This window comes from Sphingomonas soli NBRC 100801, from assembly GCF_001591025.1.
GTDB lineage: Bacteria > Pseudomonadota > Alphaproteobacteria > Sphingomonadales > Sphingomonadaceae > Sphingomonas > Sphingomonas soli.
Genome location: NZ_BCTZ01000020.1, coordinates 21,481 through 46,957 on the forward strand (window position 1 = coordinate 21,481; position 25,477 = coordinate 46,957).

Annotated in this window: 23 protein-coding genes; 9 read left to right on the forward strand and 14 right to left on the reverse strand. The window is 64.9% G+C overall.

The window, feature by feature from the left end; all coding sequences use genetic code 11:
* Positions 1-5: 5 nt before the first annotated feature.
* From SSO01S_RS14805 to sppA, 3 genes are read right to left on the reverse strand one after another with little or no spacing between them, the layout of a single operon-like run.
* The gene (locus tag SSO01S_RS14805) at positions 6-383 is read right to left on the reverse strand and encodes a hypothetical protein (protein ID WP_066800299.1); all 378 of its coding nucleotides are present in this window, start codon (positions 381-383) and stop codon (positions 6-8) included.
* Between the two features lie 57 nt (positions 384-440).
* Positions 441-1,001, reverse strand: coding sequence for a GNAT family N-acetyltransferase (locus SSO01S_RS14810; protein ID WP_066800301.1), 561 nt, complete (start codon positions 999-1,001; stop codon positions 441-443).
* A complete protein-coding gene (gene sppA, locus SSO01S_RS14815) occupies positions 998-2,893 on the reverse strand; it encodes a signal peptide peptidase SppA (RefSeq protein WP_066800501.1) in 1,896 nt (631 codons plus the stop codon). Before sppA ends, SSO01S_RS14810 begins: the two co-directional genes overlap by 4 nt.
* A gap of 122 nt (positions 2,894-3,015) precedes the next feature.
* Here sppA and SSO01S_RS14820 point away from each other — a divergent pair, with 122 nt between their 5' ends.
* The 4 genes from SSO01S_RS14820 to pepF all read left to right on the forward strand — a co-directional run bounded on the left by SSO01S_RS14820 (position 3,016) and on the right by pepF (position 8,905).
* The gene (locus tag SSO01S_RS14820) at positions 3,016-4,419 is read left to right on the forward strand and encodes an MATE family efflux transporter (RefSeq protein WP_066800502.1); all 1,404 of its coding nucleotides are present in this window, start codon (positions 3,016-3,018) and stop codon (positions 4,417-4,419) included.
* 109 nt (positions 4,420-4,528) lie between these two features.
* Entirely contained in the window at positions 4,529-4,816 is a 288-nt protein-coding gene (gene groES / locus SSO01S_RS14825) for a co-chaperone GroES (RefSeq protein WP_066800304.1), read from the forward strand.
* Between the two features lie 102 nt (positions 4,817-4,918).
* Positions 4,919-6,562: a chaperonin GroEL gene (gene groL, locus SSO01S_RS14830; protein ID WP_066800307.1), complete on the forward strand. Its 1,644-nt coding sequence runs from the start codon at positions 4,919-4,921 to the stop codon at positions 6,560-6,562.
* A gap of 483 nt (positions 6,563-7,045) precedes the next feature.
* Positions 7,046-8,905 (forward strand): oligoendopeptidase F, encoded by a 1,860-nt coding sequence (gene pepF, locus SSO01S_RS14835; RefSeq protein WP_066800310.1) that lies wholly within the window; start codon positions 7,046-7,048, stop codon positions 8,903-8,905.
* Positions 8,906-9,008: 103 nt separating this feature from the next.
* Here pepF and SSO01S_RS14840 read toward each other — a convergent pair whose 3' ends face one another.
* The 4 genes from SSO01S_RS14840 to SSO01S_RS14855 all read right to left on the reverse strand — a co-directional run bounded on the left by SSO01S_RS14840 (position 9,009) and on the right by SSO01S_RS14855 (position 12,908).
* Positions 9,009-10,064, reverse strand: coding sequence for a mannose-1-phosphate guanylyltransferase/mannose-6-phosphate isomerase (locus tag SSO01S_RS14840; protein ID WP_083943134.1), 1,056 nt, complete (start codon positions 10,062-10,064; stop codon positions 9,009-9,011).
* A gap of 77 nt (positions 10,065-10,141) precedes the next feature.
* Entirely contained in the window at positions 10,142-10,906 is a 765-nt protein-coding gene (locus SSO01S_RS14845) for an isocitrate lyase/PEP mutase family protein (RefSeq protein ID WP_066800505.1), read from the reverse strand.
* A 92-nt stretch (positions 10,907-10,998) separates the two neighbouring features.
* A complete protein-coding gene (locus tag SSO01S_RS14850) occupies positions 10,999-11,802 on the reverse strand; it encodes a LytR/AlgR family response regulator transcription factor (protein ID WP_066800314.1) in 804 nt (267 codons plus the stop codon).
* On the reverse strand, positions 11,799-12,908 hold the full coding sequence (locus SSO01S_RS14855; protein WP_066800316.1) for a sensor histidine kinase: 1,110 nt from the start codon (positions 12,906-12,908) through the stop codon (positions 11,799-11,801). The genes SSO01S_RS14850 and SSO01S_RS14855 overlap by 4 nt, the downstream gene beginning before the upstream one ends.
* A 104-nt stretch (positions 12,909-13,012) precedes the next feature.
* Here SSO01S_RS14855 and SSO01S_RS14860 point away from each other — a divergent pair, with 104 nt between their 5' ends.
* On the forward strand, positions 13,013-13,615 hold the full coding sequence (locus tag SSO01S_RS14860) for an HD domain-containing protein (RefSeq protein WP_066800318.1): 603 nt from the start codon (positions 13,013-13,015) through the stop codon (positions 13,613-13,615).
* Between the two features lie 62 nt (positions 13,616-13,677).
* Here SSO01S_RS14860 and SSO01S_RS14865 read toward each other — a convergent pair whose 3' ends face one another.
* Complete coding sequence (locus SSO01S_RS14865; RefSeq protein ID WP_066800322.1) at positions 13,678-16,269, reverse strand: TonB-dependent receptor; 2,592 nt, start codon at positions 16,267-16,269, stop codon at positions 13,678-13,680.
* 173 nt (positions 16,270-16,442) lie between these two features.
* Positions 16,443-18,578 (reverse strand): NAD-dependent DNA ligase LigA, encoded by a 2,136-nt coding sequence (ligA, locus tag SSO01S_RS14870; protein ID WP_066800508.1) that lies wholly within the window; start codon positions 18,576-18,578, stop codon positions 16,443-16,445.
* A 60-nt stretch (positions 18,579-18,638) separates the two neighbouring features.
* Here ligA and SSO01S_RS14875 point away from each other — a divergent pair, with 60 nt between their 5' ends.
* The 4 genes from SSO01S_RS14875 (at position 18,639) to SSO01S_RS14890 (ending at position 22,263) form a co-directional block, all read left to right on the forward strand.
* Positions 18,639-19,796 carry an MBL fold metallo-hydrolase gene (locus SSO01S_RS14875; protein WP_066800324.1) on the forward strand — a complete coding sequence of 386 codons (1,158 nt, stop codon included), beginning with the start codon at positions 18,639-18,641 and terminating at the stop codon, positions 19,794-19,796.
* Between the two features lie 98 nt (positions 19,797-19,894).
* A complete protein-coding gene (locus SSO01S_RS14880; protein WP_245646811.1) occupies positions 19,895-20,362 on the forward strand; it encodes a hypothetical protein in 468 nt (155 codons plus the stop codon).
* A gap of 108 nt (positions 20,363-20,470) precedes the next feature.
* The gene (locus SSO01S_RS14885; RefSeq protein WP_066800513.1) at positions 20,471-21,424 is read left to right on the forward strand and encodes an isoaspartyl peptidase/L-asparaginase family protein; all 954 of its coding nucleotides are present in this window, start codon (positions 20,471-20,473) and stop codon (positions 21,422-21,424) included.
* A complete protein-coding gene (locus tag SSO01S_RS14890) occupies positions 21,421-22,263 on the forward strand; it encodes a S1/P1 nuclease (protein ID WP_066800327.1) in 843 nt (280 codons plus the stop codon). Before SSO01S_RS14885 ends, SSO01S_RS14890 begins: the two co-directional genes overlap by 4 nt.
* On the opposite strand, the gene SSO01S_RS14895 is transcribed toward SSO01S_RS14890, so the two are convergent.
* From SSO01S_RS14895 to pal, 5 genes are all read right to left on the reverse strand, one after another.
* Positions 22,260-23,219, reverse strand: a complete 960-nt coding sequence (locus SSO01S_RS14895; RefSeq protein WP_066800330.1) for an alpha/beta hydrolase — start codon at positions 23,217-23,219, stop codon at positions 22,260-22,262. The two genes, SSO01S_RS14890 and SSO01S_RS14895, sit on opposite strands and share 4 nt — an antisense overlap.
* A complete protein-coding gene (locus SSO01S_RS14900; protein WP_066800333.1) occupies positions 23,216-23,500 on the reverse strand; it encodes a hypothetical protein in 285 nt (94 codons plus the stop codon). The genes SSO01S_RS14895 and SSO01S_RS14900 overlap by 4 nt, the downstream gene beginning before the upstream one ends.
* Positions 23,501-23,624: 124 nt before the next feature.
* The gene (locus SSO01S_RS14905) at positions 23,625-23,837 is read right to left on the reverse strand and encodes a type II toxin-antitoxin system antitoxin (RefSeq protein ID WP_066800336.1); all 213 of its coding nucleotides are present in this window, start codon (positions 23,835-23,837) and stop codon (positions 23,625-23,627) included.
* A 10-nt stretch (positions 23,838-23,847) separates the two neighbouring features.
* Entirely contained in the window at positions 23,848-24,753 is a 906-nt protein-coding gene (locus tag SSO01S_RS14910) for an SPFH domain-containing protein (protein WP_066800516.1), read from the reverse strand.
* A 140-nt stretch (positions 24,754-24,893) separates the two neighbouring features.
* Entirely contained in the window at positions 24,894-25,409 is a 516-nt protein-coding gene (pal, locus tag SSO01S_RS14915) for a peptidoglycan-associated lipoprotein Pal (protein ID WP_066800519.1), read from the reverse strand.
* Between the last annotated feature and the right edge of the window lie 68 nt (positions 25,410-25,477).

Consider the following 25,477-nt stretch of genomic DNA (forward strand, 5'->3'; position numbering starts at 1 on the left):
CGGCTTCAGTTCAGCAGCCAGTCGATCGCGCTTTTGCGGTCGTCGAATATGCCGATATCTGGCCGCACCTCGCGCAGGCGCTGCGCCTGCAGCCGCGTCAGCGCGGTGCCGACGACGAACGCAATCTTGCGCGCCCAGATCTGGCGCACCGTGGGGTTCGCGAAGGTCTGCTGCAGCAATTCGATCGTCGCAGGCGGCACCACGGGCACGTCGCTGGTGTCGTAGAGCGTCAGGTGCTGGCCGATATCATCGCCGAAGGAGCGCACCGCTTCGCGCACCTGCTCGCCGAGCCAGCTTGCATCTTCCGGGGTGACAAACCCGCCGATGCGCACCTCGATCAGCTTGTGAGCGCGATCGACGCGGATACTCTGCTCGACTTCCATGCCCCGGCGCTACTGCAATCTGTTTGAGAAATGGTTGCGACATCCGCCCGGGCAGAGTCAGTCGCGCACCACCCCCACATCGCTGAACTTGCGCGGCTCCACCGGCGGCACGCTCGGCTCGTTCAGTTCGGCCTGCCAGATGCCCACGTCGATCCAGCGGCCATGCTTGAACCCCACTTCGCGGTACACGCCCGCACGGCGGAAGCCGACCGATTCGTGCAACTTGATCGATCCTTCGTTGGGCAGCGCGATCGCGCCGATCGCATGAACGAACCCCTGCGCACGCAGCGTATCGATCAGCGCGTCGTAGAGCAGCCGCCCTGCCCCCTGCCCCTGCGCCACATCGGCCATATAGATGGAGGTCTCGCAGACATAGCGGTACGCTGGCCGGTCGCGGAACCGCGTGGCATAGGCATAGCCGATCACCCCGCCGGTCGGATCGCCGTTCGTCGCGACGATCCAGGGATACAGCCCCTCGCTCGCGCCCATTCGCGTGCGCATCGCGCGCGCGTCGGGCGGCTCGGTCTCGAACGAGACGGTCCCCGTCAGCACGTGCGGCGCATAGATCGCCGCGATCGCACCCGCATCTTCCGGCGTCGCCGCCCGTATCGCGATCATCCGGTGATCTTCGCCAGGAGCAGCTCGAACAGGCTGCGGTCCTCGGCCCGGACCGCGACCGGGCCAAGCCCCGCGCATTCCAGGCAGCGCGCCTGCACCGAGCCGCCCCGCGCCATCCGTCGCGCATCACCGAGCGCCTGCATCACCGTCGCGCGTTGACCGGTCGCGATCCGCGCAAAGGCATCCTCGCCGCCCGGCGCATCGGTCCAGTCATTGTCCTTCCGCTCCTCGCGGGTCATGTCGTTGAAGAACTTGACCCAGCCCGAAGGCTCCTTCTCCAGATATACCGGCCGGACCTTGGCAGGATCCAGCTTGGCGCGCCGCGCGGCTTCCTCGATCGCTGCCGCAAGCCCGCCAAACCGGTCCACTAGACCCAATTGGTGCGCGACGCCGCCAATCCAGACGCGCCCCTGCCCGATCTCATCCACCCGTTGCGGCGTCATCTTGCGCGCGCCCGCGACCAGACTGATGAAGCGCTGATAGCCCTGCTCAATCGCCGATTGCAGGATACGATCGGTCACCGCGTTGGTCCCGCCCATCACGTTGGGCTGGCCCGAAAGCGGCGTGGTCTGCACGCCGTCGGTGGTCACGCCGATCTTGGCTAGGCTCTTCTCGAAGGTCGGCAGCACGCCGAATATGCCGATCGAACCGGTGATCGTGTCCGGTTCTGCAAAGATCGTGTCGCCCGCCGTCGATACCCAATAGCCGCCGCTCGCGGCCAGGCTGCCCATCGAGACCACCACCGGTAGCCCCTGCTCCTTGGCCTGGAGCACCGCCTGGCGAATCTGCTCGGAAGCCATTGCCGATCCGCCCGGCGAATCGACGCGCACCACAAGCGCTTTCAGGTTCCTTGTGGCCAACCCCTTCAGCAGCAGCGCGGATACGGTGTCGCCACCCGCCGTTCCCGGCCCGGCCTTGCCATCGACGATCTCCCCCGCAACCGTGATCACGCCGATTTCGTCGCCCCCGCGCGGTACCGGATTGGCCGCGACGAAATCGGCGAACCGGATCGCGTTGAAATTGCCCGCCGGCTTGCCCGATGGCGCGCCGGCGATTTCCGCCACGCGTTTGCCAAAGGCCAGCCGGTCACCCAATTTGTCCACCAGCCCCGCCGCCAGATTGGCCTGCGAGATATCGCCGCGCGCCGCCGCCACGGCTTCGTCGGGCTTGCTCAGGAAGTCCGCCAGCTTTGCCTTGGGCCGCGCCTTCGCAATCGCCGCCTTCCATTGGTCGAAGAGCGATCCGTACAGCGCCTCGTTCGCTTCGCGCGCCTCGGGCGACATGCCGGTCAACATGTAGGGCTCGACCGCCGACTTGAACTTGCCGACCTTGTAGATGTGCGCGTTGACGCCGAGCTTGTCGATCAGGCCCTTGTAGTAAAGGCTGGTGCCGCCCGGTCCGGCAAACAGCGCCCCGCCCATCGGATGCACCCAGATCTCGCTGGCATTGGCCGCGATCGCATAGGCGTCGTCGCTATAGCCGGTGGCATAGGCCAGTACCGGCTTGTTCGCCGCGCGCACCTTGCCCACCGCTTCGGCGACCTCGCTCACCGCAGCCGGATAGCCGCCCAGGAAGCGGTCCATATCGAGCACGACGGCCTTTACCCGGTCATCGGTCCGCGCCACGTCGAGCGCGCGCAGCACGTCGCGCAGGCGCAGTTCCTTCGTCACGCTGCCGGTGCCGCCGATGCCGGCAAAGGGATCGGGCTCGCGTGGCTGCTCGGCCAGCACGCCGTCAAACGCCACGACGAGCGCTCCATCGCGCACGCCTGCGCTGTTAGGCTTGTGCGACAGCGCCGCGAACAGCGCCGTGAAGAACAAGAGCATGAAGACCAGGACGAGGAAGTCCTTGATCCCCACCAGGATATTCCAGGCGCCACGAACCAGCTTCACTTCGGTCTCCTCGTCCCGGCAGAGGCCGGTCCTGCCGTCATAGCGGCCAGTGTCCTGTCCCGGCAATACGGATGCGGGTGCTGCATTTCCCTTTCCGGGCCGAACGTTCTAACCGCGCCGTCATGTCTTCCTCCATCCCGTCCACTGCCGTCACCGCCCCCGCGCCCGCCACCCTGAAGGCCGAGCTGCGCGCGCTGGCCTGGCTCGCCGGGCCGCTGGTCGGCGCGAACCTGCTCCAGATGGCCGTCTCCGCAGTCGATGTGATCTTCGTCGCGCGACTTGGCACGGTCGAGCTTGCCGCCGCGACGCTCGGCGTCTTCCTGTTCAACATCCTGCTCTATTCGCTGATCGGCCTCACCAGCGCCGCTGCACCGATCATCGCCGCCGAGCTCGGCCGCCGCGCCCATGCAGTGCGCGAAGTGCGCCGCAGCTTTCGCATGGCCTTGTGGGTCGCCGCCGCGGGATCGGTCCCGGTCATTCTGATCCTCGCGCATGGCGAGACGTTGCTGCTGCTCGCCGGGCAGAATCCCGAGGTCGCCGACCGCGCGGGAGCCTTCCTCGACATCATCCTGTTCGCGGTCGTGCCCGGCGTGGCGGCGGGCGTGATGCGCACGACCGCTGCGGCGCTCGGCCGGCCCTTCTGGGTCTTTGGCGTCACGGCGGTGGCGCTCGGCGTCGCCGTCCTGACAAACTGGCTGCTGGTCTTCGGCAATTGGGGCTTCCCCGCACTCGGGCTCGAAGGGTCGGCGCTCGCCAGCGTGATCACGATGACGGCGATGATGCTCGCTTACGCGTTGATCCTCGTCACCGATCGCCGCCTGCGGCGTTTCCGCCTGTTCGGTCGCTGGTGGCGCACCGAATGGTCGCGATTCCGCGACATTATCCGGATCGGGACGCCGATCATGTTCACCTGGTTCTTCGAAGGTGCGCTGTTCGGCGGTGCTGCCGTCCTGATGGGGCTGATCGGCGTGGCGGAGGTCGCGGCGCACGCCGTCGCACTCAACATCGCCGCCGTCGCCTTCCAGATCCCCTTCGGCATCGCCCAGGCGGCTACGATCCGCGTCGGCATGGCCTATGGTGCCGCCGATCACGCATGGATCGCGCGCGCCGGGCGCGCCGCCCTGTTCCTCGGCATCGGCGTGATGGCCGTCACCGCCACCGCGATCTGGCTCAGCCCCAGGCTGCTGATTTCGGCCTATATCGATGTGAACGCGCCGGAGAATGCCCGGGTCGTGGCGCTGGCGATGCAATATCTCGTGCTCGCCGCGATCTTCCAGCTTGTAGATGGCGCGCAGGCGGTCGGCGCCGGGATCCTGCGCGGGCTCCAGGATACGCGCGTACCGATGGTCATCGCCGGGCTAGGTTATTGGATCGGCGGCTTCGGCACGGCGATCGCGCTTGGCTTTGGCCTTGGGTGGCAGGGCGTCGGCATCTGGACCGGCCTTGCCGTGGGATTGCTGTGCGTATCGGTGCTGCTGCTCTGGCGCTGGCATTGGCGCGCGCGGCTGGGCATGCTCCCGGATTAAATTTTGTTCCTTGCGCGGTTGACGCTCCCCTGCGGGCTTCACATATGCGGGCTGCTGGCACTCGACTCCGGTGAGTGCCAAACCATCATTTTGAGAGGGAACCACAGCAATGAACTTCCGTCCGTTGCACGACCGCGTGCTGGTACGCCGCGTCGAAGCCGAGCAGAAGACCGCCGGCGGCATCATCATCCCCGACACCGCCCAGGAAAAGCCGCAGGAAGGTGAAGTCGTCGCCGCCGGCGCCGGCGCCAAGAACGACAAGGGCGAGATCACCCCGCTCGACGTCAAGGCCGGGGACCGCATCCTGTTCGGCAAGTGGTCGGGCACCGAGGTCAAGATCAACGGCGAAGACCTGCTGATCATGAAGGAAAGCGACATCCTCGGGATCGTCGGCTGACGATCCCGTCATCCTGACAAAAGTCAGGATCTCAGGCCTCAAGCGCGGCACCGAGCCGCACCAGATCCCGGCTTTCGCCGGGATGACGAATGGAGATTTTAAATGGCAGCCAAAGACGTAAAATTCGGCCGCGACGCGCGTGAGCGCATCCTGCGCGGCGTCGATATCCTCGCCGATGCGGTCAAGGTCACGCTGGGCCCGAAGGGCCGCAACGTCGTGATCGACAAGTCGTTCGGTGCGCCCCGCATCACCAAGGACGGCGTGAGCGTCGCCAAGGAAATCGAGCTCAAGGACAAGTTCGAGAATATGGGCGCGCAGATGGTCCGCGAAGTCGCTTCGAAGACCAACGACGTTGCCGGTGACGGCACCACCACCGCCACCGTGCTGGCCCAGGCGATCGTTCGCGAGGGCATGAAGTCGGTTGCTGCCGGCATGAACCCGATGGATCTGAAGCGCGGCATCGATCTCGCCGTCGCCAAGGTCGTCGAGGACGTGAAGGCCCGTTCGAAGCCGGTTTCGGGTTCGTCGGAAGTCGCACAGGTTGGCATCATCTCGGCCAATGGCGACACCGAAGTCGGCCAGAAGATCGCAGAAGCGATGGAGAAGGTCGGCAAGGAAGGCGTCATCACCGTCGAGGAAGCCAAGGGTCTCGAATTCGAGCTCGACGTGGTTGAGGGCATGCAGTTCGACCGCGGCTATCTGTCGCCCTACTTCATCACCAATCCGGAGAAGATGACGGTCGAGCTCGCCGATCCGTACATCCTGATCCATGAGAAGAAGCTGTCGAACCTGCAGGCGATGCTCCCGATCCTGGAAGCAGTCGTCCAGACCGGCCGTCCGCTCCTGATCATCGCGGAAGACATTGAGGGCGAGGCTCTGGCCACGCTCGTCGTCAACAAGCTGCGCGGCGGCCTCAAGGTCGCGGCGGTCAAGGCTCCCGGCTTCGGCGATCGCCGCAAGGCGATGCTCGAAGACATCGCGATCCTCACCAAGGGCGAAGTCATCTCGGAAGACCTCGGCATCAAGCTCGAGTCCGTCACCCTCGGCATGCTCGGCACGGCCAAGCGCGTCTCGATCGACAAGGATAACACCACCATCGTCGATGGTGCGGGTGAAGCCGATGCGATTCGGGGCCGCACCGATGCGATCCGCCAGCAGATCGAAGTCACCACCAGCGATTATGACCGTGAGAAGCTCCAGGAGCGTCTCGCCAAGCTCGCCGGCGGCGTGGCCGTGATCAAGGTCGGCGGCGCTTCGGAAGTCGAAGTGAAGGAGCGCAAGGACCGCGTCGACGACGCGCTGCACGCAACCCGCGCAGCCGTTGAAGAAGGCATCGTCCCCGGCGGCGGCACGGCTCTGCTGTACGCCACCAAGGCGATCGAGGGCCTGACCGGAGCGAACGAAGATCAGACCCGCGGCGTGGACATCGTCCGCAAGTCGCTGACCGCTCTGGTGCGCCAGATCGCGGCAAACGCTGGCCATGACGGTGCCGTGGTCTCGGGCAAGCTGCTCGACGGCAACGATCCGACGCTCGGCTTCAACGCCGCGACCGACACCTATGAGAACCTGGTCTCGGCCGGCGTGATCGACCCAACCAAGGTCGTCCGCACCGCGCTGCAGAACGCAGCCTCGGTCGCCGGCCTGCTCATCACGACCGAGGCGGCCGTGAGTGAGCTGCCGGAAGACAAGCCCGCAATGCCCATGGGCGGCGGCGGCATGGGCGGCATGGGCGGCATGGATTTCTGATCCGCTAACGGCCTGCGGTTGTCGGGCCGACCGGCGAGTCCCGGCTTTGCCGGGACCGCATCCAGACCGCCCAGCCTCTGGCTGGCAATCAAGGAAGGGCCGGGATTCGTTCCCGGCCCTTTCTACATGCTCAAAATGGCAGATACGCGCTTGACCCGGTGCGGCAATTACCCGAACCTTCCGCCAGCTGGGGGAGACAATGGTGTTTCAGTGGATTACCGGGCGGTTCCGCTGCCTCGCTGGCAAGCATGAGCGCTCTTACCGGCACGTCCGCAAGGATGAGGAAGGAAATTATACCAGCATCTGCGTATATTGCCGTGCCCCGATGCAGCGCCGCGCCAAGCGGGACTGGGTCGTGGCCCCCAGACGCTGAACCTCCCGGTGTATTGGCGTAACAAAACGCTTTCCTTGGCGGCGATCCCGCGACAGATTACCGGCTTCAACCCGCGCTGAGCCTACCGGCGCCTTCCCAGGGGAAGCCGAATGACCGAAGTCACGCGCCGCGAAGCGCTCACCACCGCCGCGCTCCTCACCCTCGCCACCGCAGCGCCCGCCTGGGCCCAGGAAGCGGGCGGCACCGGTCCGATGTGGGACCTCACCGAAATCTTCCCCAACGAAGCGGCATGGGAAGCCGCCCGCCAGGCCGCGCTCGCCGCCATCCCGGGCATCACCCGATATAAGGGCCGGCTGGGCGAGAGCGCCGATGTCCTCGCCGAGGCGATGGTCCTCCAGTCCGATCTCGGCCGCCAGATCGGCCGGATCTACACCTATGCGTCGCTCAAGGGCGACGAGGATGTCCGCGTCGCGACCAATCAGGAAAAGCTCGCCCAGGCGCGCGATCTCTACACCGCGTTCGGCGAGGCATCGTCCTGGGCGACGCCCGAATTGCTGACGCTCGGCAAGGACAAGATCGAGCGCTTCATCGCCGCCAACGCGACGCTCAAGTCGCGCTTTGACTTCGATTTGCGCGACACCATCCGCCAGGCCGAGCATACGCTGACGCCCGAGGGCGAATCGATCCTCGCATCGGTCGGCTCGCCGCTTTCCGGCCCCAGCGAGATCAGCGGCCAGCTCCGCTCGTCCGATATCCCCTGGCCCACCATCAAGCTCTCCACCGGCAAGGAAGTCCGGCTCGACAGCCAGGGCTATACGCTCAACCGGGACGCGCCGAACCGCGACGATCGCAAGGCCGTCTTCGCCGCCTTCTGGCAGGCGCATGGCCAGTTCAAGAACTCGTTCGGCGCAAGCTATGCCGCCAAGCTCAAGAGCGACATCTTCTACGCCAAGGCGCGCAAATATCCGTCCTCGCTTGCGCGTGCCCTGTCAGGCAGCAACGTGCCGGAATCGGTCTATCGCACGCTTGTTGCCGAGACCAACAAGGGACTGCCCCAGCTCCATCGCTATTTCGAGTTGCGTCGCCGGATGCTCGGCCTGCCCGACATTGCCTATTACGACATCTATCCCCCGCTCGTGTCGCTGGACCGGACCTTCACCCTCGATCAGATGCGCACGCTGACGCTGGAGGCGGTCAGGCCGCTCGGCCCCGATTATCAGTCCCGCATCGCCCAGGCGACCGCGGCGAAATGGCAGGATCCCTGGCCCCGTCCCGGCAAGCGCCCCGGCGCCTATATGAGCCCCGGCGCCTATGACGTGCACCCCTATCTGCTGCTCAACCTGTCGAACAAATATGACGGGCTCAGCACCTATGCCCATGAATGGGGCCATGCGCTGCACACGGTGCTGGCCAAGCTGGCCCAGCCCTATGACAAATCGGGCTATCCGATCTTCCTCGCGGAGATCGCCTCGACGATCAATGAACAGCTCCTCGTCGCGCACATGCTCAAGAACGCCAAGACCAAGGAAGAGAAGCTCTTCTATCTCGGCCAGCAGATGGAGAATTATCGCGGCACCTTCTACCGCCAGACGATGTTCGCAGAGTTCGAGCTGATCGCGCATGACAAGGCCGAAGCCGGCGAGGGCATGTCGGGCGCGAAGTTCAACGCGATCTATTTCGATCTGCTCAAGCGCTACCACGGCCCCAGGCTCGGGCTCGAGGCGGATTACGCCAACGAATGGGCGTTCATCCCGCACTTCTACAACAGCTTCTACGTCTATCAGTACGCCACCTGCATCTCGGCAGCGACCTTCTTCACCCAGTCGATCCTCAAGGGCGGCGCGAAGGAGCGCGACAATTTCCTGTCGGTGCTGAAGGCCGGCGGATCGGATTATCCGGTGGATATCCTGAAGCGCGCGGGCCTCGATATGACCAGCCCGGCACCGTATCAGGCGCTGGTCGCGGACTTCAAATCGGTGCTCGATCAGGCCGAGGCGCTGATCGGCTAGCGTTTGATCCATCCGGATCGAATAGCGGTCATCCCCGCGAAAGCGGGGAACCGGAGCCAAGCAGGGTGCCGCCGGGCATGCCGCTTCGGCGTGCGAAAATCCCCTACTTCTCCATCGCAGCCAGGATCGTCTTCACGTCCTGGCTGCGGCCGCGCGGCAGGATCAATATGTCGTCGCCATCCGCCACCACGATCAGGTCGGTAACCCCGACCAGCGCCACGCGCTTCCCGCCCTCGGCCCGCACCATGCAATTGGCGGTGTCGATCGCCACCACGTCGCCGCGCAGCACATTGCCGCCTGCGTCCGGGTCGCTGATCGCGTGCAGCGCATCCCAGCTGCCCACATCGTTCCAGCCCATCTCGACCGGCACGACCGCCACCTGAGGCGCCTTTTCCATCACGGCATAGTCGATCGAGTCGGACGGGCTGGCGGCAAAGGCTTCCGCGGCCGGCCAGATCCGTGCTCCCTCGCTCCTGCCCCTGGCCATCGCATCCTGCGCGGCGGCCAGCATTTCGGGCGCATAGGCGGCCAGCGCTTCCAGATAGCTGTCTGCGCGGAACAGGAAGATACCGCCGTTCCAGGCATGGTCGCCCGACGCCAGCATCGCTTCCGCCGCCTCACGCGGCGGCTTCTCAACGAAGCGATCGACGCGGTGCACGCCCTCTCCGATCGCCTCGCCGATCTTGATATAGCCATAGCCGGTCTCGGGCGCGTCGGGCGCGATGCCGAAGGTTACCAGCCAGCCCTGCTCGACCAAAGGCAGCGCCGCCTGGATCGCGCGGTGGAACGCCGCGACATCGGCGATGACATGGTCTGACGGCATCACCAGCAGCGGGTTCGCACCGCCGCCCGCCGCGATTGCCGCCAGCGCGATGGCCGGCGCGGTATTGCGCCCCATCGGCTCCAGGATCAGCGCCTCGGCCGCCGCCCCGGCTGCAGCCAGCTGCTCATCGACCAGATCGGCATGCGCGGCGTTGGCGACCACGATCGGCTTCGCGAAGCGCTCGCCCGCCGCGCGCTGCGCGGTAAGCTGGAGCATCGTCTGCTCCGCGGTCAGCGCCAGCATCTGCTTGGGCCGTTCGGCGCGCGACATCGGCCACAAGCGCGTACCCGATCCCCCTGACAGGATTACTGGGATGATCGGCTTCGAATCCGGCATGTTGGGCGCTCTCCTATGAAGTTTCAGCAGTGATGGTGTTTCTGCCGGGCGTCAAACACCTGAGTACGCGAAGGGCTTCACAGGACGCAGGAATTTGCGCGAACGGCGTCCTCGAACGCCTTGAGCGCCAGCCTATGGGGGAACGGGCCATGGCTGATTCGGGCGATGCCGGTTGCCGCCACCGCCTTCGCATCCGGAGCCCCGGGAAAGGCCATGAAGTTCACCGGCAGCGGCACAGCGTCGCAGATCCTCTCCAGCAGGCGGAGATCGGCGAGGCCGGGCACGAAGAAGCCGTGCGCACCCGCATCGGCATAGGCCTTGCCCCGCTCGATCGCGGCATCGGCCATCGCATCGTCATGCGTGCCGGGCTTGGCGATCAGGAAGATGTCGGTGCGGGCGTTGACGAAGAAATCGGGCACAAAGGCGGTGATCGCCGCGATGCGCGCGGCCTGATCGCCAATGCTGTGCATCGTGCGGCCCTGCGTGCCGTGCGTCGCGATGATCTGATCCTCGATATTGCAGCCGATCGCGCCCGTATCGGCCAGCGCGGATACATTCGTCGCGGTCTGTTGCGGATCGGTCGAATAGCCGCCTTCGAAATCTATGCTGACCGGCAGCGAGGTCGCGCGGGCCACCCGTGCTGCGTTGGCCAGCACGAGATCGAGAGGCATTTCCTCCGCGTCGCTATAGCCATGCGCCGCCGCGACAGCCGCGCTGCCGGTGGCGATCGCCTTGGCTCCCGCCTGTTCCGCCACCCGGGCGCTGCCTGCATCCCATATGTTCGACAGGATAAGGGGCTCGCCGGGCACATGAAGCGAGGCGAAGGTCTCGAACTTGGTCACGGGCGCTCCTCCTACGCCAATGTCCATATTCGCTCTACACGGTCAATGCACCCGACCCGCGCGATGGCATGGGGAAATAGTGGCCCTTCCGGTCAGTGGACGAAACGCGCCACCACGTCGCGATACGAGCGCGAGACCTTCACCGATGCGCCCGAATCGAGCACCAGGAAACACTCGCCATTGGTGTGCGGCTTTACCTGCTTGACCAGATCGAGATTGACGATGGTCGAGCGATGCACCCGCTGGAATCGCCGCGGATCGAGGCGCTTCTCCAGATCCTTCATCGTCTCGCGCAGGATCAGCGTATTGTCGCCGGTATAGATGCACATGTAGTCGCCGGCGGCGTCGATCCGCTCGATCGTATCGACATCGACGCGGAAGATCTGTCCGCGATCCTTGATGTTGATGAGCTTCTCGAAGCGGTTGGAAGCCATTTCGCCGCCATCGGCAGCCGCCATCTCGTCGGCCGCGTCGGGTGCCACTTCGGCGAGCACTTCCTTCAGCTTCTCGACTTCCTCCACGCCGCGCTTTTCGGTCAGGCGCTGGCGGACCCGATCAAGCGTATCAGCAAGCCGCGCGGGCTCGACCGGCTTCATCAGATAATCCATCGCCTGCGCCTCAAAGGCGCGGATGGCGTGATCGCTATAGGCAGTTACGAACACGAAGAGCGGCGGCTCGACCTCCATCAGCCCCTGAACGACCGAGAAGCCGTCGAAACCGGGCATCTGGATGTCGAGGAAGACAAGGTCGGGCTTATGCGTCTTGATCGCCCGGATGGCCTCGCGGCCGTTCGAGCATTTGTCGATGATCTCCACGTCTTCATGCTCTTGAAGGCGGAGTTCCAGGCCCTGGATGGCCAGTGGTTCGTCGTCGACCAGGATGGTTCGGATGGTCATGCGGCCTCTCGGTTCGGTTCCTCGATCTGGAACGGGATTTCGATCTCAACGCTGAACCCCTGCCCCGGGTTCGAATGCGAATCGAAACGGTGGTCCGCCCCGAAGGACTGCGCCAGCCGTTCCTTTATATTGGCGAGCCCCACGCCAGTTGAAAGGGTCGGCCTCGGCTGGCGTTCGATCAATCCGGGTCCGGTGTCGGATACGCTGATCTGCACCCGTTCTCCGGCGAGCCGAGCCGTGACGGTGATATCGGCGCCCTCTTCCTGCGGCGTCACCGCATATTTGATCGCGTTTTCCACCAAAGGTTGGAGCAGCAGCGAAGGGAGCCGCGCCTTCGCAACGCGCGGGTCGATGTCGAAATGCGGCCGCAGCCGCTCGTCGAAGCGCATCTTCTCGATCTCGAGATAGAGCTGGAGCGTTTCCACCTCCTGCGCGAGCGTGACATGCGCGGTCGGCTCGTTCGCCAGCGTATAGCGCAGGAACGCCGATAGCCGGCTGAGCATGACGTTGGCGCGCTCGGTCTGTTTCAGCAGCACCAGCGTCGAGATCGAATTGAGCGTGTTGAACAGGAAATGCGGATTGAGCTGGTAGCGCAGCATCGCAAGCTGGGCGTGGCTGGCCTGCATCTCCAGCGCCTGCATCTGATCGATCTGCTGCTCGACGATCAGATAGAAATTGATCCCGAAATAGAGCGCCGACCAGCCCGCGAGCACGGTGAAGTTCAGGAACAGCGAAGCGATGACGAGCGGAACGCTGATTCCCGGCTCGGCCAGCTTGATGAAGCTGAAGGTGAACGCATCGAGAACTGCATAGATCACCGTTGCCAGCGCCAGCGTCGCGAGCGTCAGCAGGATGCCGGTGATGCGCGGCATCCGCCGGTAATAGCCGTAGAGCGTCGAGAGCAGGAGCGTCAGGCAATAGCCGACGATCGATTCGATGATCGCGGCGATCACGCCTTCCACGGTGATCCCGCCGGAGATCGACGAGACGGTGCGGAGCAACAGATAACCGCTCCAGCCGATCGCCTGCAGCATCCAGAAGGCCCGCGCCTTGTCCTCGAAGAAGGGACGCGAGAGCAGGCTGGGATCGCGGATCGGGGCCGGCATCAATTGCCGCGCGGAATGGACTGGGTTCGCCACATCGCTCCTCTAACACCGCTGACAAAGCGCAGCAAAGAGGGTTAGGTTCACGCAAAGACAGGAGAGGCCCGATGCAGGACAAGGTCGAAGGTGGGAGCGAACGCGCGCGCTTCACGGCGATGGCGGAGGGCACGCAGGAGGATTGGAACATCATCGGCGGCCAGTTCGCGGGCTTTGCCGGGGGCCTGGCCGATCGGGTGCTCGCCCATTTGAGACTGCTCGACGGCGATTTCGGGGGCTTCCCGATCGATCGTCTCCAGCATTCGCTCCAGACCGCGACGCGTGCGCACCGCGATGGGCGCGGCGAGGATTATGTCGTGATGGCGCTGCTCCACGATATCGGAGATACGCTGGGCAGCTATAATCACCCCGATATCGCCGCCGCGATCCTGCGCCCCTTCGTCAGCGAGGAATTGCACTGGATCTGCGAGAAGCACGGCGCATTCCAGGGCTATTATTTCTTCCACTATCTCGGGCTGGATCGCGACGCGCGGGAGGCATTTCGCGGGCATCCGCATTTCGACGCGTGCCGCGAATTTTGCGAGAAATACGATCAGGCCGCCTTTGATCCGGATTATCGAAGCGAGCCGCTGGAATTCTTCGAGCCGATGGTGCGCCGCATCTTCGCGCGGCCGATCAACTCGATCTACGCCAAGCGCCGCCCCGCCGCCTGAGCAAACGAAAACCGCCGCCCCATCGCTGGGGCGGCGGCTTCGTACTGCCCGAAGGTCGTTGCTTAGAAAGCGACGACGAGCGTGCCGCTGACCGTGCGCGGCGCGCCGATCTGCACGAAGGGCGGGCTGCCCGACTGCACCAGGCCACCGCTGAACCCGCCGACATAGAACTGGTCGAACAGGTTGTAGACGTTGAGCTGGAGATAGGTCTTGTCGTTCAGACCAGCCCATTCCAGGCCGACGCGGGCGTCGAGGTTGACCAGCCAGTAAGCCGGGGTCTTCGCCGGATAGACGACGCGGTTGGTCGCCGACGTGCACACCGTCGGCGTAGCGGCGGCGGGCGCCCCGCTGCAGACCGGAAGGTTGGTGTCGTACACATAGCGCTCACCGGTGCGCTTGGCGGTGAAGCCGATCTCGAAGACATCGAAATTACCGCGCGCCATCACGCCGTAATTGTAGATCGGCGAACCCGATTCACGCTTGCCCGCAGTCGGAGCGAAGGTCGCCGCACCGGTCTGCACATTGTCGCGAATCTCGCTCTTGTTCCACGAACCGAAGGCATACAGCGCGATCTGATCGATCGGCTGGAAGGCGATCGAGCCATCGATGCCGTACTTCTTCACTTCGCCCAGGTTACGATAGACGGTTTCGTTGGCAACCGGATCGTACGCCGAGGCCAGACGGTTGTGGTACTGCGTGTACCAGCCCGAGAGCTGCGCCTGGACCTTGCTGGAACGGTAGCGCAGGCCGCCGTCGAAGCTGTCGGTCGTTTCCGGCTTCGGCTGGGTGCCGGGGGCGCCCGCCGCCAGATAGAGCGAGTTGTACAGCGGATCGGTGCCCGGGACCGAGAGGCCCTGCGCGAAGCTGGCGAACGCGCTGACCTGCGGGGTGATGCGATACACCACGCCGGCATTCGGCAGCACCTTGCTGTAGTTATAGACGCGGCGCTGCGGCAGAGCCCAGGTCGGGTTGAGCGCGGCAATCGTCGGGATCAGCGCCGAGCCGCGGCCCGGGCATTCGACGAAGCCCGAAGCCGAGCTGGTGAAGCAATACTGGTTCAGGTCGCGCTTGTAGAACGGCGCGGCGATGCCGAGGTTGACCGTCAGATCACCGAATTCGCCGCGATATTCGCCCGAAACCTTGTCCAGGATCGCGAACGACTGACGATCGCGCTTCTGCGGAGCAACGCCGTTCGCGCCGAGCAGCGGATTGTTCACCGGGAAAACGTCCGCGGGCTCGCCGTTGATCAGCACCTGACCGACTTCGCCGGTCTGGCGATGGTTGCCATAGTCATGCGTGAAGCTGACACGAACCGTGTGATCGTCGGCGATATCCCAGCGCAGGCCGGCAATCACGCCCCAGCGGCGCGTACGGGTCTGGCTCGGGGCGATCGCGATCACCTGATCGAGAATGTCACCGTCGCCGTTCAGGTCGCGGCCGAAATAGGGCGAACCGCCCCAATATCCGGGCTGGCAGTTGACACCAGCGCCGCTCACCACGGTGGTGCAGTTTGCAGCGCCGCCGGTCGGGTTGACGTCACGGCCCGCTTCGCGCGCGGTGACCGTGCCGCCGCCGTTTGCCTTCACATACTGGAAGCTCGGATCGACGGTGAGGACGAGGCCATCCGCCAGCGTGAAGCGCGAGTTGATGCGGACGTTGCCGGTGTTCGACGGGTTGTAGCGGCGATCAAACTCGGTGCCGCAAGCGTTCGTCGTATCGGCGACGCCGGGACGACCCGCTGCGATCGTGCACGGATAGTTGATCAGATATTCGCGCTCGTCGGCATTTGCCGGGAAACGGTTGCCGGAGAGCGCACCAACCGTGCGGGGGGCAGTGTTGGTCACGCTCTGCGTGGTGTCGTTGCGCAGCGGCAGCGAGCCGAAGAAGTTGTTGCGGTTCTCGTTATAATGGCCCGAGAGCGCGATGAAGTCGCCGCTGCTGCCGATCGGCTGATAGATCTTGCCGTTATACTGCTGCTTCTTGACCTTGCCGTAATTGTTGAACGGGTTCTTGTTCGAAGCGGTCGAGGCCGAGAAGAATGCGCGGGTGCCCCACGAGGTGAACTCGCCGGTTTCGACCTTGCCGAAGATGCGCATGAAATCGAACTGGCCAACCGAGCCCGAGAGCATCGGGCTGAACTGCTTGTCCGGGGTCTTGGTGCGATAGTTGACCGTGCCGCCGACTGCCGAAGCGGTGGGGCTGTCGACGTCGCCCGAACCCAGGTTCACGTTGACCTGCTCGATCAGCTCCGGATCGATCTGCTGGTTCGAATAGATCGCATAGTTGCCCGTGTCGTTCAGCGGAACGCCATCGAAGGTCAGCGAGATGCGATCGCTGGTGAAGCCACGGATCGTGAGCGTGCCGCCCGACGAACCATATGCGTCGTTGTTCTGGAAGCTCACACCCGGCACCGTGTTGATCGTGTCGAGGATGGTCTGGCCCGGGTTCTGGCGCGCGATATATTCCTGCGTCAGCACTGCCTTGGCCTTCGACGAATCAGGCGCTTCGATGCCGGCCACGCCAACCGTGCGAACGCCGGTCACGACGATTTCCGAACCCTCGTCAAAGTCGATCGAGCCGGTCGATTGCGCGAAGGCGCTCGCCGGAATCATCAGCGCGGCAAAAGCCACGCCTGCAAAAAGCTTGGTGCGCATTTGGTAGTCCCCTTAGGTGCCTTGGTGCACGTAATTCACGCGGTGCGGTTCACCGTCGTGCCGCCCATGAAATGCTTTTATGGCAGAGCGATGACAGGTCAATCGGACTCGCTGCGGAAGCTGTTGCTAACCAGCGATTCAAATTTGCTGCGTTGCAAAAAAGCATCACCGGATTATCCCGTAGCCGCAGCCACGATATCGGCCCAATCCCTTTCAGAAATAACGCGAATTCCAAGATCGGCGGCCTTTTTCAGCTTCGATCCGGCCCCCGGCCCCGCAATCACCAGATCGGTCTTCGCGGAAACCGATCCAGCCACCCGCGCGCCGAGCGATTCGGCCTGCGCTTTGGCTTCGTCGCGGCTGAGCGACTCGAGGCTGCCGGTGAAGACAAGCGTCATGCCGGTGACTTCGGATGCAAGCGCCTCCACCACGAAGGGGGGCGGCGCGACTTCGTCGAGCAGATCGCTCCATGCTGCGCGATTGTGCGGCTCGTGGAAGAAGTCGGCCAGCGCATGGCCAACGGCCGCGCCGACATTTTCGACGCCGATATACTCGGCAATGGCCTTGTCGAGCCGCGCCTGGAACTTCTGCGGCTCCTCGCCGATCGCGGGCGACAGGCCGGCGCGCAAGGCGATGATCTCGTCCGCAAGCGTTTGCAGCCCGGGCAAGGTCACATAGCGCTTCAGCAGGTCGCGCGCGGTGACCGCGCCGATGTGCCGGATGCCAAGGCCGAAGAGCAGGCGCGCCGCATCGGGCGTGCGCTTCGCCTCGATCGCCTCCAGCAGGTTATCGACCGATTTCTCCTTCCAGCCCTCGCGCCCCAGCAGCGCCTCGCGATGCGGCGAAAGGCGAAAGATATCGGCGGGCTCGGCAATCCAGCCGAGCTCGAGGAATTCGATCAGGGTCTTTTCGCCCAGCCCCTCGATATCGAGCGCTCCCCGGCTGACGAAATGCTTGAGCCGCTCAAGCCGCTGCGCGGGACAGATCAGCCCGCCGGTGCAGCGAACATCGACTTCGCCTTCTTCGGCCACGGCTTCGGAATCGCAGATCGGGCAGCGTGCAGGGAAATTCCAATCGGGGCGCTCCACCGCACGGGTGAGGTTCTCGACGATCTGCGGAATCACGTCGCCGGCACGCTGCAGGACGACGCGGTCGCCCGGACGAACGCCAAGCCGTGCGATCTCATCGGCATTGTGCAACGTCGCATTGCGCACAACGACGCCGCCTACGGTTACCGGTTCAAGCTTGGCGACAGGCGTAAGCTTGCCGGTGCGCCCGACCTGAATCTCGATATCGTTGAGCGTCGTCTCGGCGCGCTCGGCGGGGAATTTGTGGGCGATCGCCCAGCGCGGCGCGCGGCCGACAAAGCCAAGCCGCGCCTGCCAATCGAGCCGGTCGAGCTTGTAAACCACGCCATCGATATCGAACGGCAGGTCCGCGCGCTGCTTCTCGATGCGGCGATAATGCGCCAGCGCCGGCTCGACCTGAACGCATTCGACGAGCAGCGGCGATACCGGGATGCCCCAGTCCCGGATCGCTTCCATCACGCCGAACTGGGTTTCCGCCGGCAGCGAGGCCACTTCCCCCCAGCCATGCGCCAGGAAACGCAGCGGGCGGGCACGCGCGACTTCGGCGTCCTTCTGGCGAAGTGATCCGGCGGCAGCGTTGCGGGGATTGGCGAACTGGCGCGCCTTTTCCGGATCGGGCGCCTCGGCCAGCAGGCGGGCGTTGAGCGCGGCGAAATCGTCCTTCGCCATATAGACTTCGCCCCGCACCTCGAACAGGTCGGGCGCGCCTTCGGGCAGGGTCCAGGGAATGTCCGCGATCGTGCGCGCGTTGGCGGTCACGTCTTCGCCCACCTGCCCGTCGCCGCGCGTTGCCGCGAGCACGAGGCGGCGATTCTCATAGCGCAGCGAGCAGGAAAGCCCGTCGATCTTCGGCTCGGCTGTAAGCGCCACGCGATCGCTTTCGCCAAGCGACAGGAAGCGGCGAACGCGCAGGACGAACTCGATCACGTCCGAATCGGAAAAGGCGTTGTCCAGGCTGTACATCGGCCGGGCGTGGGGCACCTTGGCCAGGTTTCCGGCGGGCGCGGCGCCGACCAGCCGGGCAGGCGAATCGGCGCGGACAAGATCGGGATAGGCCGCCTCGATCGCCGCGTTGCGGCGCATCAGCGCATCATAGTCGGCGTCCGTGATCTCGGGCGAATCTTCGGTGTGATAGAGCCGGTTATGGCGCGCGATCTCGGCAGCCAGCCGTTCCAGTTCGGCGGCGGCGATCTCGGGCGTTTCGGGCAGAGGCGCGGTCATGGCCCGGGTTAGCGATGGATCGCGCTTGATCGCAAGGGCCGCCTCGCCGACATATCGCAAATGCGCGTCATCCGGGCCGGGCTGGCCATCCTTCTATGGACCATGGTGGCGGCATGCCTGACGATCACAGCCGTCCCGCATTTCCTCGACCGGGTCTATTATCGGGGCCCCGTCACCGGGCATTTCGACGGAGCGCGCTTCTTCAATCCCGATGGCGAAGAAATTCGGCTTCCGACAGGCGGGCCCGCCGGTTTCATCGCTCGGCAGATATTCGGCGACCCGGACAAGCCGGTATGGCCGGATGCTGTGGTGGTGCAGCGATCCAGGCCGCCCGCGCGCGTCTCGGACGGGCGGATGCTCGCCACCTGGGTGGGGCATGCAACCCTGCTGGTGCAGGCAGACGGCGTGAACATATTGACCGATCCCATCTGGAGCGAGCGCGCCGGGCCGCTGGGCATGGGGCCGAAGCGGGTGGCGGAACCGGGGGTGGCATTCGACGATCTGCCGAAGATCGATCTGATCCTGGTGAGCCACAATCATTACGACCATATGGATCTGGCGACGCTCAAGCGGCTGTGGGACCGGGATCGGCCGCAAATCGTGACCTCGCTCGGCAATGATTCGGTGATCGCGGGCGCGGGCATCCCTTCGCGCGCGCTGGATTGGGGCCAGCAAAGCGAAATCCGGCCCGGCGTGACGGTGAACGTGACGCGTAACCACCATTGGGACAGCCGCTGGTTCGCCGATCGAAACCGGGCGCTCTGGTCCAGCTTCGTGGTGCAGATGCCCGGCGGCAATTTCTTCTTCGCGGGCGACACTGGCCTTGGCGACGGCAAATGGCCCGCGGAAGCGGCGGCGCTGGGCCCGGTGCGGCTGGCCGGGATCCCGATCGGCGCGTTCCGCTTCGAAGCCGGTCAGATGGCCAGCGGCAGCCATATCGGGCCGCGCGACGCGGTGAAGGTGTGGGACGGGTTGGGGCGGCCCTTCGCTATCCCGATCCATTGGGGCACGTTCCGGCTGTCACGAGAAGCCTATGCAACCCCGCCCGCAATGCTGCGGGCGGCGCTGGATTGCGCGCGGGCCGATGCCGGGCGCTTCGCCGCCGCGCGGATCGGGCAAAGCGTGGAAGTCCCGGCATTGGCCGAGCCGCCGCCCGCGCCCGATCTCAGGGCGATGGCGGCTTGCGAGGCGGCGGGGCGCTTCGCCGCCTTCCCTTGAGGCGTGCCAAAACGGCAAAGCGCGCGCGAGTCGCTGCGTTGCCAGCAAGATATTGTTAGGCATATATTTCCCGCGCTGGGGCTGGGGAGCTTGACCACGTGAACGATCGCGCCATGCGCGCACCGCGCCGTTATGAAATGTCGATCGACCGCGCCGGGCTTGCGCTCGCCACGGGCAGCATGCTCGCCGGCGGGATCGTGCTCGGGCTGCTGATGCTCGGCGGGAAGCGCGATCCGCTGACGCTGGCCAGCGGATGGATGATCGGCAGCGTTTTCGCCGGGCTTGCGATCACGGCCGTGGGCGGCCCCTTGTGGCTGGTGATGCACGTGGCCGGGCTGCGCAAGCCGCGCCATGCCGCGCTGGTCGGTGCCGTGACGGCGCTGTCGATCTTCGTGGGCGCGCAGACCTATGGCTTCGGGCTGTTCCAGATGCCGCCGATGGATAATGGCGCGTGGTTCTATCGCTGGATGAGCGCGCTCGCCTCCAGCGCGATTCTGGCGCTGATCGCGGCATTTATCGGCCTGGTGATGTGGCGCGTGGCCTATCGGCGCTGCCGGGATTTTTGAGCCCGCCCGCGCACGGCGGTAGCATCCATGGAACCATCTGTTAGGTAAGCGCATCCTCCCGGGAGAGCCTGGATGCGACTTCTACACCTAATGCTTGGAGCCTTGCTGATGCCCCTATCCGCGCACGCGCAGGACAAGCCGAGATGGACGCTGGTGATCCATGGCGGCGCGGGAATCATCGAGAAGGACAAGCTGACGCCGGAGCAGGAAGCGGGCGTGCGCGCGGGGCTCGAGGCGGCGCTGACGGCGGGATCGACGGTGCTCGATCAGGGCGGAGCCGCGCTAGACGCCGTCGAAGCCGCGGTGCGGGTGCTGGAAGACGATCCGCATTTCAACGCCGGGCGCGGCGCGGTGTTCACCTGGGACGGGCGGAACGAGCTTGACGCGGCGATCATGGATGGCGCGACGCGCAAGGCGGGCGCGGTCGCGGGCACGACGATGACGCGCCATCCGGTCGCGCTCGCCCGTAAGGTGATGGAAGAGAGCCCGCACGTGATGCTCTCCGGCCCGGGGGCCGATCAATTCTCCCGCGAGCAGGGGCTGGAGCAGGTCGATAATGGCTGGTTCGCCACGCCCGAGCGGCGGCGGCAGCTCGAAAAGATGAAGGCCAATGACAAGCTGGGCTGGTTCGATGTCGACCTCAAATACGGAACGGTCGGCGCGGTCGCGATGGACGCCAACGGCCATGTCGCCGCCGCCACCTCTACCGGCGGGCTCACCGGAAAACGCTGGGGCCGCATCGGCGATACGCCCCTGATCGGCGCCGGAACCTATGCCGACGACCGTTCCTGCGCCGTTTCAGCCACCGGCGCAGGCGAGTTCTTTATCCGCACAGGCGTAGCCCACGAAATCTGCGCGCGCGTGCGCTTCAAGGGCGAGAGCCTGAAGACTGCAGCCGACGTGGTTATGGCCGAGACGAAGGCGCTTGGCGGCACCGGCGGCGTCATCGTAACGGACCCCGGCGGCGAAATGGCCTGGAGTTTCAACACGCCGGGCATGTATCGCGGCCGCGCATCCTCTAACGGCGAACGCATCGTGGCTTTCTACGGAGACGATAAATGAAGCGCCTGCTGGTCCTTTTTGCTGCGCTGATCGGCTTCGCATCTCCCTCGCACGCTTATTGGGAATGGGGGCACGAGACGGTGGCCGCGATCGCCTATCGCAACGTCACGCCCCAGGTGCGCGCGTCGATCGACCGGCTGCTCCGGAACTCCGCACTGCTGGAGACAGCGGGCTGCCCGGCCAGGACGATTGAGGAAGCAAGCGTCTGGGCGGATTGCATCAAGAAATTCGGCCCGCGCTTCAGCTATGCCTATAACTGGCACTACCAGAACGTGAATATCTGCAAGCCGTTTGACGTGACGGCTAACTGCCCGGATGGCAATTGCGTGTCGGCGCAGATCGATCGGGATGTGAAGCTGCTCAAGGATCATGGCGTGCCGCTACGCGAACGCGTGATGGCTCTGGCGTTCCTGGTCCATTTCGTCGGCGATCTGCACCAGCCGCTGCACGCGGGCGACCATGCCGATCTGGGCGGCAACCGCGCACGTTCGAACTACGGGCTCTATTCCACCGAAAGGCTCAACCTGCACACCATCTGGGACGGCCACCTCGCCGAGCGCGCCATCTCGACCCCGCCCTCAATGGTCCGGCTCTATTCGCGAGAGGAACGCGAAGCGATCTGGGGCGGCACCACCGAGGATTGGAGCCGCGAGAATTGGCAGGTGGCGAAGGACTTTGCCTATGCTAGCGCCTTTGGCGGCGATGCCTGCGCGCCGGATGCGCCCAAGCGGGGGACGCTGACCCCTGAGGCGATCGACAAGCTGGTCCCGTCCGCGCGCCAGCAGATCGTGCATGGCGGGCTAAGGCTTGCCCGCCTGCTCAACGAGGCCCTGGGTTAGCGCGGCGCGGTGACGAAGCCAGCGATGGTTTCCACAACTCCGGGCGCGAGGGGCAGCGACGGATCGACATAAGTTGCCAGATTCGCGGCCCTTTCCTCGCTCGCGACCGCCTTCAGCACGTGATTGACGTTCGGCAGCACCGCCAGCGTCGACCCCTTTGCGGCATCGGCGAGCATTTTCGCGTCCTCAACCGCAACCTGAATGTCGCGGTCGCCCTGCACCACCAGCAACGGCACTTTGAGGCTTGCCGCCAGCTCAGCGGGGCGGTGGGAGAAGAGATCGATGATGAACCCCTGCACCTGCGGGGCGAATAACGCCTTCAACGGGCCCGGTAGCGTGCCAGAATCGACGCGCCTACCGGCCTCGAGCGAATCGATCGCGGAGAGCGCGGCATCCAGGATCGGCGCATTGGCGGGATTGGCGCGCAGCTGTTCGCGCATCACCCCGGCGAGCGGACGCCCCGGCGACGCGACGAGGATTACCCCGCAAATGCCTTCGGAGAGATGCGCGGTGGTCATCGCGACGAGCCCGCCCTCGCTATGTCCGAGCAGCCATACGCATGCCCGCCCCGAGCGCTTGCGCAGCATATCGACCCAGGCGCGGGCATCGTTTGCATAGTCGCTGATCGTGACGGCATTGGGGTCCGTGGCCGCAGCCTTGCTGCCAAACGAGCCGCGCTTGTCGATCCGCAGCGTGGCGATGCCGCGTTCGGCCAGCCCCTCGGCGAGCAATCGATAGGATGCGGCGGCCACACCGAGCGGATTGTTGCCGTCTCGATCGGTCGGCCCGGAACCCGGCAGGATCAGTATCGCAGGCGCAGGCGCGCCCGGATCGAGCAGCGTTCCCGCAAGCGGCCCATCGGGGCCTGGCGCGGTGACTTCGACCGGCGCAACCTTGTCAGACGAGGCCTGAAGCGGCGCGGCGACAGCCGCTGCCAGAAGTGCCAGGCGCATCATTTCTCGTTCTCGCCGTAACCCCAACGCCAACGCCAGCCACCATCGGTCTTGGCCCGGGACAGCCCGATAAAGCCGAGGATCAACGGTATCAGCAGGATGATCCAGATGTCGGAGCGATGCTCGGCGAGCATGGCGATGACGACGGCAAGGGCGACGAAGACCAACGTCGCTGCCCAGCCCTGCCATGTTACCGGAACCGCACCCAAGCCGAACATCTTCGGCGCGAACCAATAGCCCGGCCGGACCCGGTACCGCTCACGAAGCCGAGCCAAACCTTTCATCTCCGCGCTCCCTGACAGCCGATGGCGGCGGAACGCGCCAAGCCATCAAGCGTCAGCATCCTCAATCCAGCCCCACGCTGCGAATTCCTGCGGCCATCGCTGGCGCGATGAGGTGCGAGCTCCATCATGTTTCATCTCCTGCATTCTTGGGCGGACGACCGCGCTTGGCGCGAACCGGATCGCTGAGCTTCACGCCGCGACGCGCCAGCGCCTCACGCAACAGGCATTCCACTTCCGCATTGACGCTGCGCAGGTCGCTCGCCGCCGCGCGCTCGATCGCGGCATAAAGCGCGGTATCGAGACGCAGCGGAAACGCCTTCTTTGGAGGAGCAGCCATCGCGCGCCGCCTATTGGTACAACGAGCCTGCGTTGACGATCGGCTGGGTGTCGCGCTCACCGCACAGCACCACCATCAGGTTCGACACCATCGCCGCGCGGCGTTCGTCGTCGAGCTCGACGACATTCTTGGCGCTGAGTTGGTCGAGCGCCATCTCGACCATGCCGACCGCACCCTCGACGAGCGTCTGGCGCGCAGCGACCACCGCCTGCGCCTGCTGACGGCGAAGCATCGCACCGGCGATCTCCTGCGCATAGGCCAGATGGGTGAAGCCGCATTCGTCGACCGTGATGCCCGCCACGGTCAGCCGGGCGATCAACTCTGCCCGCAATTCGCTGCCGACCTGATCGTGATTTCCGCGCAGCGTGACTTCCTGGTGCTCGAAATCGTCATAGGGATAGCGCGAGCCGATCGTGCGCACCGCAGCTTCGATCTGGACGTTCACGAACGCCTTGTAATCATCGACGTCGAACAGCGCCTGCGCGGTATCTGTGACGCGCCACACGACCTGCGCGGCCATCTCGATCGGGTTTCCGCGCAGATCGTTCACCTTGATCCGCTCGGAAATGATGTTGTTGGCGCGGGCCGAAACCTTCTTCTTCATCATCCACGGCCAGGTCCAGCGCAGACCCGTGGTGCGATCGGTACCCTTATAATCGCCAAACAGGGTGATCACCGCCGCCTGATTGGGCTGCAGCAGATAGAAGCCGCACGAGACGAACAGGAACACGAAGATCGCCGAGGCCAGCCACAAGACGATCACGAGATCGGCCATCCGATCGATCTGGGTGATCGCCGCGACGCCCGCGACGATCGAAAGCAGAAGTATCAGGAGCATCCCATAGCCGCTGCTGGTGGTCGCGGCATGCTCTCGGCTCTGCCTCAGCGCGTGGGTTGCGGAGCGGTCATCGGTCATCATTGCCTCCCAATAATTATGATATCTTATTTATATCGATTCAACGGGCAGTGCAAGAGGCACGAAAAGGCCGCCGGAGCGGGATGCTCCGACGGCCTTCTAACGGGTTTCCGCTCCGTTTCAGGGAGAGGAAATAAGGCTCAGCTGATGACGATCGTCACCGCGCGGCGGTTCTGCGCCCAGCTCGAATCATCCGAGCCGAGGGCAACCGGGCGTTCCTTGCCATAGCTGATCGTGTTGATCTGGCTGGCGGGGATGCCGCGCGCCGCGAGATAGTTCTTCGCAGCGTTCGCGCGGCGATCGCCCAGCGCAAGGTTATACTCGCGGGTGCCGCGCTCGTCGCAATGGCCTTCGATGGTGATCCGCACGCCCGGATGGGCGAGCAGCCAGCGCGCCTGGCTGTCAAGGATCGCGCGCGCTTCGGGATCGATATCATATTGATCGAACGAGAAGTGGATCGTGTTGCTCGACACTTCGCGCTTGAACTGTTCGTTGAGCGCGCTCGACTGCTCCTCGCCCGAGCTATTGTCGATACCGCCGCCACCGCTGTTGTCGGTGATCGGGCCCGGGGGCACATCGGCGATGCGCTTTTTCGTGCAGCCCGCGGTTGCCACCAGCGCCAGGCCCAGCACCACGCTGGTCATCACTTTAGCCATCGTCTTCTCCTCCATTTTCACAAACGATACCCGCTTCGGGGCCAAAAACCACCCATATGCGTAACGAT

Coding starts and splice junctions, on each gene's coding strand:
- SSO01S_RS14910 (WP_066800516.1), bottom strand. CDS start 24,753: ATGACCGATGACCGCTCCGCAACCCACGCGCTGAGGCAGAGCCGAGAG.
- ligA (WP_066800508.1), bottom strand. CDS start 18,578: ATGACCGCGCCTCTGCCCGAAACGCCCGAGATCGCCGCCGCCGAACTG.
- SSO01S_RS14840 (WP_083943134.1), bottom strand. CDS start 10,064: ATGCCGGATTCGAAGCCGATCATCCCAGTAATCCTGTCAGGGGGATCG.
- groL (WP_066800307.1), top strand. CDS start 4,919: ATGGCAGCCAAAGACGTAAAATTCGGCCGCGACGCGCGTGAGCGCATC.
- SSO01S_RS14885 (WP_066800513.1), top strand. CDS start 20,471: ATGCCCCTATCCGCGCACGCGCAGGACAAGCCGAGATGGACGCTGGTG.
- SSO01S_RS14860 (WP_066800318.1), top strand. CDS start 13,013: ATGCAGGACAAGGTCGAAGGTGGGAGCGAACGCGCGCGCTTCACGGCG.
- SSO01S_RS14890 (WP_066800327.1), top strand. CDS start 21,421: ATGAAGCGCCTGCTGGTCCTTTTTGCTGCGCTGATCGGCTTCGCATCT.
- SSO01S_RS14905 (WP_066800336.1), bottom strand. CDS start 23,837: ATGGCTGCTCCTCCAAAGAAGGCGTTTCCGCTGCGTCTCGATACCGCG.
- SSO01S_RS14810 (WP_066800301.1), bottom strand. CDS start 1,001: ATGATCGCGATACGGGCGGCGACGCCGGAAGATGCGGGTGCGATCGCG.
- SSO01S_RS14900 (WP_066800333.1), bottom strand. CDS start 23,500: ATGAAAGGTTTGGCTCGGCTTCGTGAGCGGTACCGGGTCCGGCCGGGC.
- pepF (WP_066800310.1), top strand. CDS start 7,046: ATGACCGAAGTCACGCGCCGCGAAGCGCTCACCACCGCCGCGCTCCTC.
- pal (WP_066800519.1), bottom strand. CDS start 25,409: ATGGCTAAAGTGATGACCAGCGTGGTGCTGGGCCTGGCGCTGGTGGCA.
- SSO01S_RS14865 (WP_066800322.1), bottom strand. CDS start 16,269: ATGCGCACCAAGCTTTTTGCAGGCGTGGCTTTTGCCGCGCTGATGATT.
- SSO01S_RS14895 (WP_066800330.1), bottom strand. CDS start 23,219: ATGATGCGCCTGGCACTTCTGGCAGCGGCTGTCGCCGCGCCGCTTCAG.
- SSO01S_RS14855 (WP_066800316.1), bottom strand. CDS start 12,908: ATGCCGGCCCCGATCCGCGATCCCAGCCTGCTCTCGCGTCCCTTCTTC.
- SSO01S_RS14875 (WP_066800324.1), top strand. CDS start 18,639: ATGCGCGTCATCCGGGCCGGGCTGGCCATCCTTCTATGGACCATGGTG.
- groES (WP_066800304.1), top strand. CDS start 4,529: ATGAACTTCCGTCCGTTGCACGACCGCGTGCTGGTACGCCGCGTCGAA.
- SSO01S_RS14805 (WP_066800299.1), bottom strand. CDS start 383: ATGGAAGTCGAGCAGAGTATCCGCGTCGATCGCGCTCACAAGCTGATC.
- SSO01S_RS14820 (WP_066800502.1), top strand. CDS start 3,016: ATGTCTTCCTCCATCCCGTCCACTGCCGTCACCGCCCCCGCGCCCGCC.
- SSO01S_RS14850 (WP_066800314.1), bottom strand. CDS start 11,802: ATGACCATCCGAACCATCCTGGTCGACGACGAACCACTGGCCATCCAG.